The sequence below is a fragment of the Streptomyces sp. G7(2002) genome (assembly GCF_028870195.1).
Taxonomy (GTDB): domain Bacteria; phylum Actinomycetota; class Actinomycetes; order Streptomycetales; family Streptomycetaceae; genus Streptomyces; species Streptomyces nigrescens.
This window is the reverse complement of the sequence record NZ_CP102609.1, coordinates 8473694-8488961: the sequence shown is the minus strand read 5'-3', so window position 1 is coordinate 8488961 and position 15268 is coordinate 8473694. Positions and strand designations below refer to the sequence as shown.

Below are 15268 nucleotides of genomic sequence, written 5' to 3'. Positions count from 1 at the left end.
GAGATCGCCGAACTCGCCCCGGCGATGCGGCGGTGGCCCCCGCCGGCGCCGCACTCGCCGTGGCCAATCCCGCCGACGAGCCGGCACGGATGTGGGTCACCACCCGTACCGGCCTGACCGCCGAGCTGGCGGACGGCAGCAGCCTGGCGCCGCCGTGGGCCAACTAGGGCCTCTCGTTCGGATCAGGCAGCTCGTGGTGGCGGCCCGGGCCCACTCCGGTCGTCGGCGCACCGGGTCAGGAGTCGCCCTCCCCCGCCGGCTGCTGAGGCCGGCGTTCCGGGGCCGGTGCGGGGAGGGAGAGTTCGGCGACGGCTCCGCCGTCCGGGGCGTTCGAGAAGCGCAGGGTGGCGCCGAGGACCCGGGCCTGGCCCACGGCGATGGTCAGCCCGAGGCCGTGGCCGGTCTTCTTGCCGCTTCCGGAGTGGCTGCTGAAGCGCTGGGGGCCGTGGTCGAGGAGCCGGGCGGGGTAGCCGTCCCCGTGGTCCCGGACCGTGAGGGTCAGACCGTCGACGGTCAGGACCACCGGCGGGCGGCCGTGCTTGTGGGCGTTGGAGACGAGGTTCCCCAGCACCCGCTGGAGCCTGCGCTGGTCGGTCTCCACCCGGGCATCCCGCTCGATACGCACCTCGGCCGCCAGCCCGGTGGCCAGCACCGCCCGCTCGGCCAGCGGCCCCAGCTGATGCACGTCGATGTCGGCCTGCTCCACCTCCGCGTCAAGACGGGAGATCTCCAGCAGGTCCTCGGTCAGCCGGCTCATGGTCCGGATACGGTCCTGCACCATCTCCGTCGGACGGCCGGACGGCAGCAGTTCGGCCGCCACCCGCAGTCCGGTCAGCGGGGTGCGCAGCTCATGCGCCACATCGGCGGTGAAGCGCTGCTCGCTGTGCAGCTTGGCCTGGAGCGCGGCGGCCATCGCATCGAGTGCGGCGGCCACCGCGGCGGCCTCGTCCTGGGCGTGGTCGGGACGCGAGACCCGGGGATCGTCCACCCGGGCGTCGAGATCGCCGGTGCTGATCCTGCGGGCCACCTGGGCCGTGTGGTGCAGCCGACGGGTGATGCGGGAGACGGCGAACAGCCCGACGAGGAGGGTGAGGCAGATCGCGAACGCCGAGGAGCCGATGATGGACCGGTCCAGCCCGCGGAGCGCGGCGGCCCGCTGGGTGTAGTCGAGATGGACGGCGAGCGCCTTGCCGTCGGCGGGGGTGACGGCCCACATCGCCGGGCGGCCACGGTGGTCGGCGAGCTGGGTGCCGCGCTCACCCCGCCGTGCCATGGCGCGGAGCGAGGCGGGGAGGTCGGCGGGATTCACCGCGGCGTTGCGGCCGAGGGGCTCCCCGGCGACATACGCCGCCGCGACTGTGTCCAGTTCGGCCAGAGCCGCACCGCGGGCCTGGTCCTCGGTCTGCCGGCCGACCAGGACGTGCACCAGGACGCCGACCACCGTGGCGAGGACGCAGCACATGACGATGACGAAGACGGCGAACTTCCAGTAGAGCGTCGCCGTCCAGGCGGGCAGGCGCAGCCGCGCACGAGTCCGGCCGGCGCTCATGGCGTCCGCTTCGGGGTGGGGGTGGCCGGGTCCGCCTGGTCGAACTCCATGGCCCGCAGTGCCATGGTCCGCGTCCGGGCGTCCCACGCGTACACCGTGCGGGTGGCGTAGCCGGGTGTGCCGGTGGGCTCCCGCAGGATCAGATCGCCGTTCGCGATCTCGACCGACAGCGGCGTCGCACCGGCGTCCATGATCCGGGTCACCACCCCGTGGTGGAGCTTGAAGACCCACAGCGCCAGGGATGCGTCCGGCGCCTCGATGCCGACGATCAATTCGGCCTTCCCGTCGCCGGTCAGGTCCTGGTACTGCGGTTTCCGTACCGGACAGCGCGCCGGTTCGTCGGCGCAGGCATCGATCTTTCTCGTGGTGGCGGAGTCGAACTGCGGCCCGCCGCCGAGGGCGGACCCCGCGGCCACCTGCGCCTTGACGACGGTGAGCAGCGGCGCCTTGCGGATGTCCCCGGACGGCACCCGGGGCACCCCGGGAACGGCGGCGGGCAGGTTCTCGCCCGTCCCCGGCTCGGGTTGCGGCGCGGGCTTGCGATCCGGCCACAGCCGCACCGGGGCGGAGGCGGCCGAGGTACGGCCGGCGCTCAGCGGCTCCCCGCTCCCCGCACAGCCGCCCAACAGTGCCACCATGCCCGCTACCGCAAGCGCCAACGACGTCATCCGTACCGGCCCCGGGGGATACGGGGAAGGCAAGGAACGGAGAAGAAGCACATCTCTTCCAGTCGTGGTGCGGGCTGAGCCTGTCCGGATCATAATGCTCGCCGCGCTCCACCGCGCAGCCCGGGATATCCGCAATGCCCGGACAAGAGGCATCACGTGGCTTATCCGCGAAGCGTGCGGGGTCAGGTGCCGCTGACACCCAGCCGCGCATAGTCGTAAGCGCCGTAGGCGGGGGAAACGTGGACATCGGTCAACCGCGGGCTGCGCCAGCTGACGTACTTCTCGTAAACGAACGGCAGGTAGTAGGCGTTGTCCGCGACCTTGTGGTTGATCTGCTCGTAGGCCTCACCGGCCTTGTCCGGGTCGGGTTCGGCGATGGCCTCGGCGAGGAGCTTGTCGATGGCCGGGGAGTCGACCCCGGCAAGGTTGTAGCTGCCGCTCGGCGGCTGCAACCGGCTGTCGACGAGCGGGCGCCAGAAGGCCTGTCCGGTGGGGAAGTCGGCGCCCCAGCCCGCGATGACGATGCCGTAGCCCCGCCGCTTCACCTCGGCCGGCACACCGACGATGTCGGACGACCGTGCCCCGTCGAACTGCTCGACCTCCGCCTTGATCCCGACCTTGGCCAGCGCGCTCTGCAGCGCTTCGGCGGCGTAAACCTCCGGCGGCCGGTCGTTGCGCACCGCGATCCTGGTCGAGAAGCCGTCCGGCCGGCCGCACGCCTTCAGCTCATCCCTCGCCTTGGCCACGTTCGGCTTGCCGCCGTTCTTGAGCACACCGTACGGATCGAACGTGGGGTCGGCGCCCTTGATGCCCGGCGGAAGCAGATTCGGCGCGAGGTCCCCGCCTGTAACGCGGCCGCCCAGCGCGGTCTGCAGACTGCGGCGATCGGCGGCATGGATGACCGCCCTGCGGCAGTGGATGTTGCCCATCGGTTTGACGGCCTGCGGAAATCCCGCGTAGCGGACGAAGCCGGACCGCGGGGTGTCCAGGTTCTTGTTGCGGTCGCTGTCCGACAGCATCGCGGTTCTGCCGAGCGGGCCCAGCTTGTAGGGGGACAGCGCCAGGTCGTGGCTGCCCTTGAGCAGGGCGGCGTCCACGGAGCCCTGGTTGTTGGTGATGGTGACGCTGATCTTGTCCGGGAGGGCCTTACGGATCGGGTCGGACGACGGCTGCCAGTGGGGGTTGCGCACCAGCTCCAGCGATTTGCCGGGGCTGTAGGACCGGAACTTGTACGGCCCGCTGGAGAACGGTCTGAGACCGTATTGGGCCTTGGTGTCCTGGCTCCGTTTCACCGGTGAGGCGGCCACCATGGCCAGCATCTGCTCGAAGTCACCGTTGGCCCGGGGCAGCTTGAAGACGATGGTCCGGGGATTGGGCGTCTCGATCGCTTTCAAGCCCGTGGGGGACGTGTCCTTGTACGGGCCCCGGTAGGTTCCGTCCGGGTCGAGCGCCTGCTGTAGGTAGGACGGTCCACCGGAGATGACGTCCGGTGCCCAGAGCCGCTCGATGCCGTACTTGATGTCCTTGGAGGTGACGGGCGACCCGTCCTCCCAGGTGGCCCCCTTGCTCAGCGTGTAGGTGTAGGTCCGGCCGTGGTTGCTGATCCTGGCCTTGGTCGTGGCCAGATCAGGTGTGAGTTCGACGCCCTTCGACTCCGGGTCGTAGGTCACCAGTTGACGGGCGTAGTAGCGGGCGAAGTTCCATACGAAGCCGTAGTAGCCGCGCTGCGGGTCCCAGGAGTCGGCATCGGCGGCGTTGATGAACTTCAGCGTGCCGCCCTTTTTGCCCCCTGGCTTGAGGACATGGCCGACAGCTGCGTTGTACGTGGCTTCGGTGACGCCGCCCTTGGACTTGCCGTCGGATTCCCGGTGGGACCCGTTCAGCAGAGCGAGGGTGGTGGACACGCCCGCGACCAGGAGCGCCGCCGACACCACCGCGAGGGTCCTGGTCCGGACGGAGGCCGAACGTCCGCCGTGCCGCTGCCCGTCGGTGCGGGCAGCTTCCGGCGTCGCGTGCTGTCGGGGTGCGGTGGCCTGCGGTTGCTCCTTGCCGCGCGTGTCGGGGGTGCGGTCCGGGGAAGGGGCCGGGGGCTTCGGGGCCGGCCGAGGCTTCGGGGCCGGCCGGGACGGCGGCTGCGGGCGGTGGGTGGGGTGGGCACGGTTCCGGGCCAGGGCGATCAGCCCGCCGGTGTTGCGGTTGCCCTGCTGGGGCAGCGGCCGGGACTTGGCCGCCAGAGTGACGTAGAGGTGCCGGTACAGGGTCTGCATGTCCAGCAGGGACGGGCCGTCGACGATCCCCTCGGTCAGCGCGGTGATCAATTCGCCGGTGAACGCGGTGAATTCCTCGCCGGGCGGGGACAGCGCCTTACGGGTCTTCGCGGAGGCCGCCATCAGGGACGTGCCGTCGATCAGTGCGTGGTCGACCACCTGGGTGGTGCCGCTCATACCGCCCGTCAGGGCCCGCCCGCTGTAACAGCAGTCCAGAATCACCACCTTGTGCCGGGCGCCGATCCGCGGGTCCAGGATCGCCCGGCGCACCCACTCGAAGGGCAACGCGCTGTACAGCCGTTCCTGGTCCGAGCCGGGCAGCGCCAGGTACAGCTCGTCGCTGTGCGGGTCGATGAGCCCATGCCCGGCGTAGTAGACGACCAAGGTGTCGGTGGCGCGCAGGGCGACGCTGTTGAGGGTGTCGAGTACGTCCTGGGCGCTCGACGGCTGGGGCAGTGCGACGCAGTGCGTCGGCGGTAATCCCCACAATTCCGGGTCGGTGAACGCCCGGGTGAGCCCGGCCAGATTGCGCTCGACGGCAGGTAAGGCCGCCAGGCTCTCGTAATCATGGGCACCGATGAGCAGGGCCTGCGAGGCCGCGGGGTCAGGGAGGATCGTCACGGCGACTGCCGATCCGTTCGCTCTCCGCCGGCCCCGTCCGCCGTCGGCCGCGGCCGGTGCGAGGCCGCCACGATCCGGGGGACCGCGTGCGGTGGGCAGGAAACCGCGGTGTGCCGTGCCGGAACCGTGCCCCGCGCCGGCCGTCGGGACAAGGACGCCGAGGACCGGCCGTCGCGCTCCCCGTTGATCTCCCCGTCGACGACGATCTCGGCCTGCACGCTTGCGTACCCCTCCCCCGGGCCTGCACCCGCTGCGCGAACCAGGAGTACCGATACTAGCCATCTGTGCCTGGGGATGTCCGGGGAGTCAGGGGTGATCGGCCGGCGCGGAGGGACGGCCGGCGCTCGCGCGGCGGCACCGCGGCGCGGCAGGCTCAGCCGATCTGCGCGGAGGTGGCTGAGCCTGCCGCCGGCCCGGAGTGCGGGCGGCCGGGTTGCGACGTGGCTACGGGGCCATCTCGTACGCCCCGGCCAGTGCCTCCACCCGCTGCCAGACGCGCTTCGAGCGGGCGTCGTCGATGACCGGGCGGCGGACCGCGCCCAGCGCCCAGCTCTGCTGCTCCGCGGTGGCGGAGTCCTTGCCGTGCAGTTCGACGGCGTGCGCGGAGAAGTCCCGGACCAGGACGGCGAACAGCTCGTCGAGCACGTCCGCGTCGAGGCCGGTCAGCTGCGCCTGCTCCAGGATCAGCTGGCCGTGGACGACCAGCGCGAACAGCTGGCCGATGGCGAGCAGCAGGTCGAGGTCCCGGCTCTGCTCCTCGTCGGGGGCGGCGGTGGTGACGAACTCGCAGAGGGCATCGGCCTGTTCGCGGAAGCGGGCGACGTTCGGCACCTCGGCGAAGGCGTCGTAGGCGGTGCGCCAGTCGTGGAAGCGTACGGCGCCCAGACCGCGCGCCGGGCCCTGCTGGAAGAGGAACGCGTCGTCGGCCGCGTCGAGGCGGGTCGGCACGGGCGCGTACTCGGCCGGGTTCAGCAGGTGGTTGCCCATGAACTTGAGGATCAGGGCGAGGTTGACGTGGACCGTGCCCTCCAGCTTCGGCAGGCCGCGGATCTCCGTGGCGGCCTGGGCGAAGTAGGTGTCCTTCTCGAAGCCCTTGGCGGCGATCACGTCCCACATCAGGTCGATGACCTTCTCGCCCTCGGTGGTCACCTTCATCTTCGTCATCGGGTTGAAGAGGAGGTAACGGCGGTCCTCGGGGCCCGCGGAGCGGAAGTAGTCGACGGCGCGGTCGCTGAACAGCTTCATTCCGACGAGGCGGACGTAGGCGTCGGTCAGCTCACGGCGGACGTGCGGGAAGGCGGTGACGGGGCGGCCGTAGAGGATGCGGTTCTGCGCATGGGTGACGGCCTCGTACATCGCGTGCTCACAGATGCCGATCGCACCGGTGCAGAGGTTGAACTTGCCGACGTTGACGGTGTTGAGGGCGGCGTCGAAGGCGGCGCGGCCGGTGTGCAGGATGTCGCCGGCGGTGACCGGGTAGTCCTCGAGGCGGAACTCGCTGACGTACTTCGAGGAGTCGACGACGTTCTTCACCAGGTGGTAGGCCGGGTGGCGGCTGTCGGCGGCGAAGAAGACATAGCCGTCGGGGCCCTCGATGTCGGTGCGGCGGCCGAAGACGGAGACGAGTCCGGCGGCGTTGCCGTTGCCGATGTAGTACTTGGATCCGCTGGCGCGGAAGCCGCCGTCACCGTCGGGCTCCAGGAGCATGTCGGTGGAGTAGATGTCGGCGCCGTGGGCCTTCTCGGAGAGTCCGAAGGCGAACACCTCGCCCTGGGAGAGGAGTTCGGCCGCGCGGCTGCGGACGGCGGCGTTGTCGCTCTGCCAGACCGGGCCGAGGCCGAGAATGGTGACCTGCCAGGCGTACCAGTAGTCGAGCCCGTAGAAGCCGAAGATCTCGTTGAGAGCGGCTATCCGGGCGGTGTCCCAGCGCTTGTCCTGGTTCCCTTCGGCGGCGGAGGCCGGGGTGAGGAAGGTCGCGAACAGCCCTTCCTTGGTGGAGAACTCAAGGAAGTCCGACAGCCAGGCGCGGGAGCGGTAGTCCTCGATCAGCTTGCGCTTGCCGCGCTCCTCGAACCAGTCGACGGTGGCGCGCAGCAGCCGGCGGGTCTCGGGGTCGAAGTGCGCCGGGTCGTAGGTGCGGGGGTTGAACAGCAGCGGGTCGGCCATGGATGGTCGCCTTTCCGGCTCAGGGTTGCGGTTTACGGGATGGTGGACGGGAAGCGCGCGCCCGAACGCGGGGGCGTGGCAGGTGAGTTGCTCACCCGGCGCCCGTTCAGTGCTCGGGGCGGAGTCGGTGGAGGGTGGCGAGTACGTCGTCGAGCCAGGCGAGCGTCATCCGCTCATAGGCGATGCCGCCGCGCAGCACGACGTGCTGGAGTTCCTGGCCCGCGTCGGGCGTCGCGGGGGCCTCGGGGCCGGTGAAGTCACGCCGCTCCCCCGCCAGATAGTGGGCGAGGCGGTCGGTGTGGATCTGATGGTGCCGCTCGACCTCATGAATCAGCGCGGCGGGATCGTCGAAGGCCGCACCGCGGATCTTCACGGCGAGGTCGTGCCGGACGCTCTCGGGTTCGATCGGCTCGTGCAGCCACGCGGAGAGCGCGGCCCGGCCGAGAGCGGCGACGGAGTACTCCTTCTTGTCCGGCCGGGCCTGCTGCGGCACCTCGCGGACGTCGACCCAGCCGTCGCTCTCCATGCGCTTGAGGACGCGGTAGATCTGCTGGTGGGTGGCGGTCCAGAAGTATCCGATGGACCGCTCGAACCGCCGGGCCAGCTCATAGCCGGAGCCCGGCTTCTCCAGCAGGGAGACGAGGATCGCGTGGTCGAGCGCCATACCCCGATCCTTCTATGCAACTCGTTGCATAGACAAGAGGCCCCGGCGGGGTGAGACACGGCTCACCCGGGCGGAGCAGGGCGGGGACGGCGGGGGGGGGCGTCGTGAGGCCTCGGGACGCGTCCTTACTCCCCGACGGCTCCATCGGCCAGCTCACGTGCGATGTCGAGGTGCCCCACGTGCCGGGCGTACTCCTGGAGCAGATGAAAGAGGATCCAGATCAGGGTGGGGCGGTCCTCGTCGGCCGGGACCTTTCCGCCGAGACTGGCGGCCTGGTCCTCCAGTCGGGCCGCGGCGACGATGGCACGGGACCGCGCGCACTGCTCCTGGAAGAACTCCTTGACGTCCGCGAACGTTTCCCCTGGTTCAACGTGCCACGGCCCTGAACGGTTCTTGAATTCGGCCCATGGTTCTTCGATGTGTTCCCCCTTGAACCCCCATTGCATCCAGCGCAATTCCACACAGGCCAGGTGCTTGAACAATCCCAGCGGCGACCATCCGGTGGGAATCCGGCTGTTCCTCAGCTCCGCGTCGGACATTCCCTCCAACTTGCGCAGCACCGTTTCCCGGTAGAAGTCGAGGTAGCCGGTCAGAAGGTCATAGGGGCTGGTGAGAGTCACCGGAGGCTCTGCGGCGGGTTCGATCTTGTAAACCATGGTGAGGACCTTAAGGAGGAGGGGGTGACGTGTCCAGTGGGTCGGCCCGTCTTTTCTGCTCGATGAAATCGGACGGGGCGGGGCGCATTCTTGCGGCGCCGATAAGGATCAAAGCGCGGGGAGGGTCTCTTCGTCAGCCACGGTGATCATCGGTGGTTCATCGTGGTCGTATCGGTCATGGAGCGGTCGTCCGGGGCGTGGACCGGTCCTCGACACGAACCTTGAGAGCCTCGTTGAGCAGCCGGAAGTTGTCCGTCGTCGCGTCAATGGTTTTGCCGAGCAGCGGGATGAGCAGCCCGGAGAATTGTTCGCTCTGGGTGACACGGGTGACACCGTCTTTTTGGCTCAGCACGAAGCGGTGCTCGCCGTCGAAGACACCCGGCAGAAGGAAACGTCCGAGCCAGCGTAATTCGATTCCTGGATCGGCGATCAGCACACGCGGCCGGAACGTCATGGGCCGGCCCTGGGCCGGGAACATCCGCAGGGTGAGGGTCTGGCCGGTCCGGGCCTCGCCGGAGGCCTCACGGATGAAAGGGTTCCACTCGGGGTAGTGCCGGAAATCGGTCAGGGCCTCCCACACCTCAAGGGGAGATGCCGCGATATCGATGGTGGTGGTGATCTCGCGCATGTGCTGTCTCCTTGTTGTCGTGTATCGCGCCGTCGGCATGGTCTGTGTCCACACCGCTGCCCTGCAGGCTCTCAGTGCAGAGGACGGGGTGTGCCACAGTCTGGACCGCCGTCCCGGACCGCGCTCAGGAGTCCGCCGGTTCGCTCCCCCCGCGGCACCTGTCCGTAGTGGCCATCGCCGCCGCCAGCTGCGGGCGGCCGGTGATCCCGAGTTTGCGGTAGGCGCCGGTGAGGTGGGTTTCCACGGTCCGCAGCGAGACGACGAGCAGTTCGGCGATCTGCTTGTTGCTGAAGCCCTGAGCCGCCAGTGTGCAGACGCGCTCCTCCCCTGCGGTCAGCCCGCGGATTCCCTGGCTCCCGGATCGGGCGACGCGCCCGCCGGCGAGGTGCAGCCGCTCCTCCAGCCGAGCGGCGAGCGCCGTGGCGCCACACCCGACGGCGAGGTCCAGGCCGTCGCGCAGGGCCCCGCGGGCGCCGCGCTTGTCGTCCCGGCGCAGCAGGGCGACGCCGAAGTCATGGCAGGCGCGGGCGAGTTCGAGGCGTGCGGGGGTGGTTCTGAGGACGGTCACGGCCTCGGCCAGCATGTCGAGTCCGCGGAGGCCGTCCGTCACGGTTCCCGTCGCCCGCAGTGCCACCCCGAGGGCCCGTGGGATCCGGCAGCGCCGGGCGAGGTCCAGCTCCTGTTCGGCCAGCGCACGGGCCGCCCCGGGGTCCCCCAGGGCGAGATGGACGGCGACCGCGCGGGAGCGCCACGGGGACATCGCGGGACTGACCGTCCCCAGGGCCTCGCAGTGGTGACCGGACTCGCGGAGCAGGGACAGCCCCGTCCGCAGCTCGCCCTGGGCGATCCGCAGTGCGGCCAGGCTCATGAGGAACCGGGGCCGTTCCCATGCCACTTCCGTCTGCCCGGCCACGGCATGAGTGGCCGCAATACGCTCGGCGGCCTCGACCCGGCCCTGGGCGAGCAGCGCGTCGATCCTGATGGTGTCCACGGTCAGGGCGTACGGCAGCCTCCCGGTCGGGGAGGCATGGTCCGCGGCGTCCTGAGCCGCGCCGAGGGCCTCGGCGATGTTCCCGCGGCGCAGCGCCAGTACGGCTCGGTAGACGGTCAGGGAGGAGACCAGCAGTTCCATGCCCCGGCCCGAGATCTCCCGGGTCAGATGGCGGTTGAGCCGGTCGGCCGTATCGAGTTCGTCGAGGTACAGCAGCGTCTGGGCGACGAAGTAGTGCAGCGGGAACAGGTCGTGGGAGAACGCCGGCAGGTTGACGGACGCACGCTCGATCAGAGCGGCGACGTACGGGGCGGGCAGGGCCGCCCGCAGGGCGTGGAAGGCGCGGATGGCGAGCAGTTGGCGCTCCCCCGCGGTGCGGTCGGCCAGGTCGTCGTCGGCGCCGGGGGACGGTGCCGGGGCCGGGCCGGTGACGGACGGCCGCTCGAACTCCATCCAGGAGCGCAGGGCACTCATCCGCAGCGCCAGTTCGCGGTCGGCGGCCCCGGGGCCCGGCGTGGGCCGTTCGCTTAATGCCGCGATCTTCCGGTCCACGCTCGACAGGTCCGTACGGGATCCCCGGGAGAGGAGCAGGGAGTAGGCCAGCACGCCCAGGGCGTCACTGCGGGCCGACTCGTCGGTCAGTCCTTCGAGCGCGCCGGTGACGCAGGAGATGGCCAGCGCGGCATCGTAATGGCTGGCCGCGGTGCCCAGTTCCAGGAGCACCCGGGCGCGCTCGGACTCGTCCAGCGGCTGGTGCAACGCGGAGCGCAGATAGGTCACCGCGGTCTCCGGCGCGCCGCGGCGCAGGGCCTCCGTGGCCGCCCGGCGCAGGGCCGGCAGGACCCAGGAGCCGTGGACGGGGCCGGCCGCCAGCAGATGGGCCGCGACCTCCTCGTCGGGGCGTCCGCTCAGACAGGACACCTGGGCCGCCCGCGCGTGGCCGACGCCGAGTTCCTCGGGCGACAGTGTGGCCAGCACGGTGTCGCGGACGACGGGGTGGGTGAAGCGGGGGTTGCCGTCCGCCCGCAGCAGGCCGAGCGACCGCAGTTCCTCAGCCGCGGACTGCACCACGGCCCGCCCGGTTCCGCAGTACGCGGCGAGCAGCTCCGGTGGCTTGCGGTCGCCCAGGAAGGCCAGCGCCCGTGCCAGCGCCACGACCTCGTCGGACGCCTGGCAGAGCCGGTGCGAGATCTCCCCGCCGAGCGTGGACAGGGTGACGGTGGGGATCCGGTCCCGGAATTCCGTCGTCGGCTTCACCCCGCTGCGCTGTGCCTGGTGGAGCAGGGCACGGACGAACAGCGGATGCCCGCCGGTGGCGGCGTGGCAGGCGGCGCAGAAGGCCTCGTCGGGCTCCTCCGCGCCCCATAGCGTCCGCACCAGCTGTCCCACACCGTCCACGTCGAGCGGCTCCACGACGAGGGTGTGGCAGTTCGCGGGCCGGACGAGCTCGGCGCACAGCGGATCGAGCCTCCGGCCCTCGGCACTGCGGGTGGTCACGGCGATCAGCACCGGGAGGCTGTCACTGTCCGCCCGCCCGACGAAGTGGACCAGCCAGCGCAGCGACGGCTGATCGATCCACTGCAGGGCGTCCACCGCCAGCAGCAGGGGCTGCCGGCGGGACAGCCGGGAGACCAGTGCGTCCAGTTCCCGCAGCGTCGCTGCCGTCACATTGGCGGCCTCCGGCGGCGGATCCGGGACCGCGGCATCGTCCAGTGCCCGCAGCGTGGCCGCCGCGGACCCTTCCAGAAGGCGTGCCCGGTCGGTGTCGGAGACCGCCGCCAGCAGCGGCTTGAACAGCTGCCGGACGGCGCCGAAGGCGAATTCGCGCTCCAGGGGGTGGCAGCGGGCCCGCAGCACCCGGAACTGCGCGTTCCGGTCCCACCAGGTGCTCAGCAAGGCTGATTTGCCGATTCCGGCCGACCCTTCGAGCTGGACGACTCGAGGACCGCCGGACAAGACGTCGGCAGCCACGGCGTCCATGGCAGCGAGTTCGCGTTCGCGCCCCACCAACGGCCAGTCGTCACCGCACGCATCGCGGGAATGTGCGAACGTCACCAGTTGCTCAACTCTCATCGTTCTCGTCTGGCTTTCGAGACGTCCCGATGACCACCGCGGTTGCCTGGGCCGCCCGCCCAGATGTGCGCCCCCGGCCCGCGCCGCGCGGGCCGCCGCCGCGCGACCGGCGCGCGGACCGGCGCTTGCCCTCGCGTCCCGTTGCCGCATGCAACCATGGCGCAACCTTGCGGGGAGTTAACTGGATCGCCGTCTCGGAGGCGGCTCGGTGGGCACGGTCCGGGCGGGTCCCGGGCGGCCCGCCCGTCCTGCGGAACCACCTCCGTTTCCGCCGGTCAGGAGCGGAATGGCCAGGAGAGGAAGAGCACATGTACCCACCGGGGACCAAGAACCTGCCGGTCAGCCGCTCCGCGAAGAAGCCGGGCCGCTTCTGATGGGCGGCGGCGACGGGTGGGAGACGGCCGCTCCGGAGACCGCGTCCCCGGAGGGCGTGGCGCGTATCGCGCTCACCGCGGCGGCGACCGAACTGCTGCGTCTGCTGCGGGAGCAGCACGGCCCGCTGATGTTCCACCAGTCCGGCGGCTGCTGCGACGGCAGCGCCCCCATGTGCTACCCGGCAGGGGACTTCCGTACGGGATCGTCGGATGTGCTGCTGGCCCGGCTGGACGTGGAGGGCGTACGGGAGCCGGTGGGCTTCTGGATGTCGGCGGACCAGTTCCAGCGCTGGCAGCACACGCATCTGACGGTGGACGTCGTACCGGGGCGGGGCAGTGGATTCTCGCTGGAGGCGCCGGAGGGGGTGCGCTTCCTGATCCGCTCGCGGCTGTTCACCGAGGAGGAACGCGCGGGTCTCGGCGGCTGAAGCGGCGCGAGCAGGCGGCTGAGCTGCCGGGAGGACGCGGAAGGACGCCGGAACGACATCGGGAGACAACAGAGTGAGGCCCCACGCACGGGGGAGAGCGTGGGGCCTCACTATGGAAAACGGGTGGGCGGCGGTTCAGGTTCCCTCGCGGGCGGAATTTCGCAAGAAATCTTGTGCGGGCGGGCACAATTCCGGTCCGCCGCGCCGTTCAGGCCTCGCCCTGCACCAGCCGTTCCAGCATCTCCTGGAAGTCCGCGTCCGCCACCACGCGCAGCCCGTCACCGTCCGGCTCGCTCAGCGGGGTCATCACGCCCCGGCGCCACCAGAACACCCTGGGGCTGATGGCGCCCGCCGCGTCCTCGTGGCCGGCCGCCGCGAACTGCGCCATGGCCTGCAGCGCCGGGATGACCTGGGCGTCGTGGATACGGTGGAACGCCAGCTGGTGCCGGAACGGCAGGGCGACCAGCGCGCCGTCCGGTGTGAGCTCGGTGCCCATGAGCCGCTGCACCAGCTCGTCCAGTACCAGCACCCGGCTCGCGGTGAAGAACGAGTCCCCGAGCAGCACCTCGAACGCCGAGCCGTCGCCGCGCCGCACCGTTTCGTGCCCTTCGACCGGCAGCGCCCGCAGATTGTTCATCGCCCGGATCCGCAGCTCGGCCACGTCCCCGAGATCGGTCAGGGAGTCCTCACTGAGCATCTGCACCGCCTCGGGCAGATCGAGGGCGAGCACTTCCCGCAGCCCCGGCGCCGGCGCGCGGCCGTAGCGGAAGGAATCCGAGGCGGGCAGCGTCTCCTGGGCGACCACACGGGGGTACAGACAGGCCCGGATCTCGTCCTCGCTGAGGATCTCCAGCGGCTGCGGGCCGTCCATCGTACGGAGCACCTTGCCGACGTGATCCCTGATCAGCGCGGGCCAGCTGCGCTCACCGCGCCGGTCGCGGTGGCACACCGCGGCGAGGTTGCCGAGGCCGAACTGCCGGCCCGCGGAGTCGGTGACCACTCCCGCGTACGCAGTGACTTCGAGCCCCTTTTCCGCGAAGGCCTGCCGGACCTGTGATCTGAAGACACCGCCCTCGCGCTCGGAGAAGAAGCTGAACTCCCCGTCACGTGCCAGGTCGCGGGAATCCCGCTTCGGTCCTCGGCGGAACAGGCCCATCTCTTCCTCCCGGCAGCGGCCACGAACAACGGCCATGAATGGGCCGATCGTAACGGGTGCGTGGGCGGCCCCGTCGCCCTGTTTGCCGCCGCTCACGGAGGTGACCGGCGCGGGGAGACGGGGCGGCGGGGACGGAAGGGATGAAGGGGGATGAGGGAGGGTCGAGAGGGGACGGGGCAGCCCTCAGCCGCCGATCGTGACGTCGATACAGGCGTAGAAGGCATTCGCGGTGTCGGCGATGTTCCAGACCGCGAGGATCTTCTGCTTGCCGGTGATGCCGCCGAAGTTGACGGTGTGCGAGACCGTCGCCGGCGGCTGCGCACCGCCGTCGTTGAACTCGGCGACCTTCTTCCCGCCGACGAAGTACTGCCAGGTGCTGGTGGAATGACGGGCGGTCAGGCGCCAGTTGAAGGTCTGGGAGCTGCCGACCGGGGTGACCTTCCAGCCCTTGCTGTCGTCGTCGAGTTCGGCGAACCGGCTGTTACCGCCGCTACAGCTGGTCAGCCCCTTGGGGCCCTCGACGCTCTGCGGCTCCCACTTGATCGGACCGCAGTCGATGGCGCCCGCGGCACACTGCGCCTGCCGGCTGGGCGGCGAGGACACATAGCCGTGTGCGCTCGCCGGGCCGACCGGCAGGGTGACGACGAGCAGCGGGGCGATTCCGGCACCGAGGGCAAGGGCGAGTTTTCTCTTCTTGTGCATGTCAACCCTTTCGCGGAGGGGGGGAGAGCGAGGCCGTCACGCGAAAACAGGGGGACCCGACGCCGCCGCGGCGCCGTACGTCCGCCTGGGGGAAGCCTCGTTGAGGGGGGTGGATGACGCGAGGGTGCACACCGATTGGTCTAGACTTTACTCGCTGACCGCGTACGGTCAAGAGGTGCGAGGCATTGGCATGGCATTCCCGCGACGGGCGTGAGCAGTGCGGCAGCCGTGCGCGCACCTGAGCCTTGGGGACCTCAACTCCCCTAATTCACGCCATTATTGACGCTCCATCAGGATCTCGGAGGAACGGGAACAGCCGTCCGCT

Annotated in this window: 12 protein-coding genes; 2 read left to right on the top strand and 10 right to left on the bottom strand. The window is 70.5% G+C overall.

The genetic code is table 11. The features are described 5' to 3' along the window. Positions 1-32 precede the first annotated feature (32 nt). Positions 33-167 carry a hypothetical protein gene (locus NUT86_RS36420; protein ID WP_381281997.1) on the top strand — a complete coding sequence of 45 codons (135 nt, stop codon included), beginning with the start codon at positions 33-35 and terminating at the stop codon, positions 165-167. A 68-nt stretch (positions 168-235) separates the two neighbouring features. Here the strand turns inward: NUT86_RS36420 and NUT86_RS36415 are convergent, their stop codons facing one another. The 8 genes from NUT86_RS36415 to NUT86_RS36380 form a co-directional block, all read right to left on the bottom strand. After that, positions 236-1549 (bottom strand): sensor histidine kinase, encoded by a 1314-nt coding sequence (locus NUT86_RS36415; protein ID WP_266450287.1) that lies wholly within the window; start codon positions 1547-1549, stop codon positions 236-238. Beyond that, positions 1546-2187 (bottom strand): hypothetical protein, encoded by a 642-nt coding sequence (locus NUT86_RS36410; protein WP_093639324.1) that lies wholly within the window; start codon positions 2185-2187, stop codon positions 1546-1548. The genes NUT86_RS36415 and NUT86_RS36410 overlap by 4 nt, the downstream gene beginning before the upstream one ends. A gap of 212 nt (positions 2188-2399) precedes the next feature. Then, entirely contained in the window at positions 2400-5105 is a 2706-nt protein-coding gene (locus NUT86_RS36405; protein ID WP_274739624.1) for a caspase, EACC1-associated type, read from the bottom strand. A gap of 444 nt (positions 5106-5549) precedes the next feature. Then, positions 5550-7271, bottom strand: a complete 1722-nt coding sequence (locus NUT86_RS36400; RefSeq protein ID WP_274739622.1) for an acyl-CoA dehydrogenase family protein — start codon at positions 7269-7271, stop codon at positions 5550-5552. A gap of 106 nt (positions 7272-7377) precedes the next feature. Then, positions 7378-7935, bottom strand: a complete 558-nt coding sequence (locus NUT86_RS36395; protein WP_018088718.1) for a PadR family transcriptional regulator — start codon at positions 7933-7935, stop codon at positions 7378-7380. A gap of 125 nt (positions 7936-8060) precedes the next feature. Next, entirely contained in the window at positions 8061-8591 is a 531-nt protein-coding gene (locus NUT86_RS36390; RefSeq protein ID WP_018088717.1) for a DinB family protein, read from the bottom strand. A 175-nt stretch (positions 8592-8766) separates the two neighbouring features. Next, entirely contained in the window at positions 8767-9219 is a 453-nt protein-coding gene (locus NUT86_RS36385) for an SRPBCC domain-containing protein (RefSeq protein WP_274739619.1), read from the bottom strand. A gap of 124 nt (positions 9220-9343) precedes the next feature. Beyond that, positions 9344-12265 (bottom strand): helix-turn-helix transcriptional regulator, encoded by a 2922-nt coding sequence (locus tag NUT86_RS36380; protein ID WP_274739617.1) that lies wholly within the window; start codon positions 12263-12265, stop codon positions 9344-9346. Between the two features lie 391 nt (positions 12266-12656). Between NUT86_RS36380 and NUT86_RS36375 the strand changes: the two genes are divergently transcribed. Continuing rightward, the gene (locus tag NUT86_RS36375; protein WP_018088714.1) at positions 12657-13085 is read left to right on the top strand and encodes a DUF779 domain-containing protein; all 429 of its coding nucleotides are present in this window, start codon (positions 12657-12659) and stop codon (positions 13083-13085) included. 208 nt (positions 13086-13293) lie between these two features. Here NUT86_RS36375 and NUT86_RS36370 read toward each other — a convergent pair whose 3' ends face one another. Both NUT86_RS36370 and NUT86_RS36365 read right to left on the bottom strand, forming a co-directional pair. After that, entirely contained in the window at positions 13294-14241 is a 948-nt protein-coding gene (locus NUT86_RS36370; RefSeq protein ID WP_018088713.1) for a hypothetical protein, read from the bottom strand. Between the two features lie 183 nt (positions 14242-14424). Beyond that, entirely contained in the window at positions 14425-14943 is a 519-nt protein-coding gene (locus tag NUT86_RS36365) for a lytic polysaccharide monooxygenase auxiliary activity family 9 protein (RefSeq protein ID WP_274739615.1), read from the bottom strand. Positions 14944-15268: the final 325 nt, after the last annotated feature.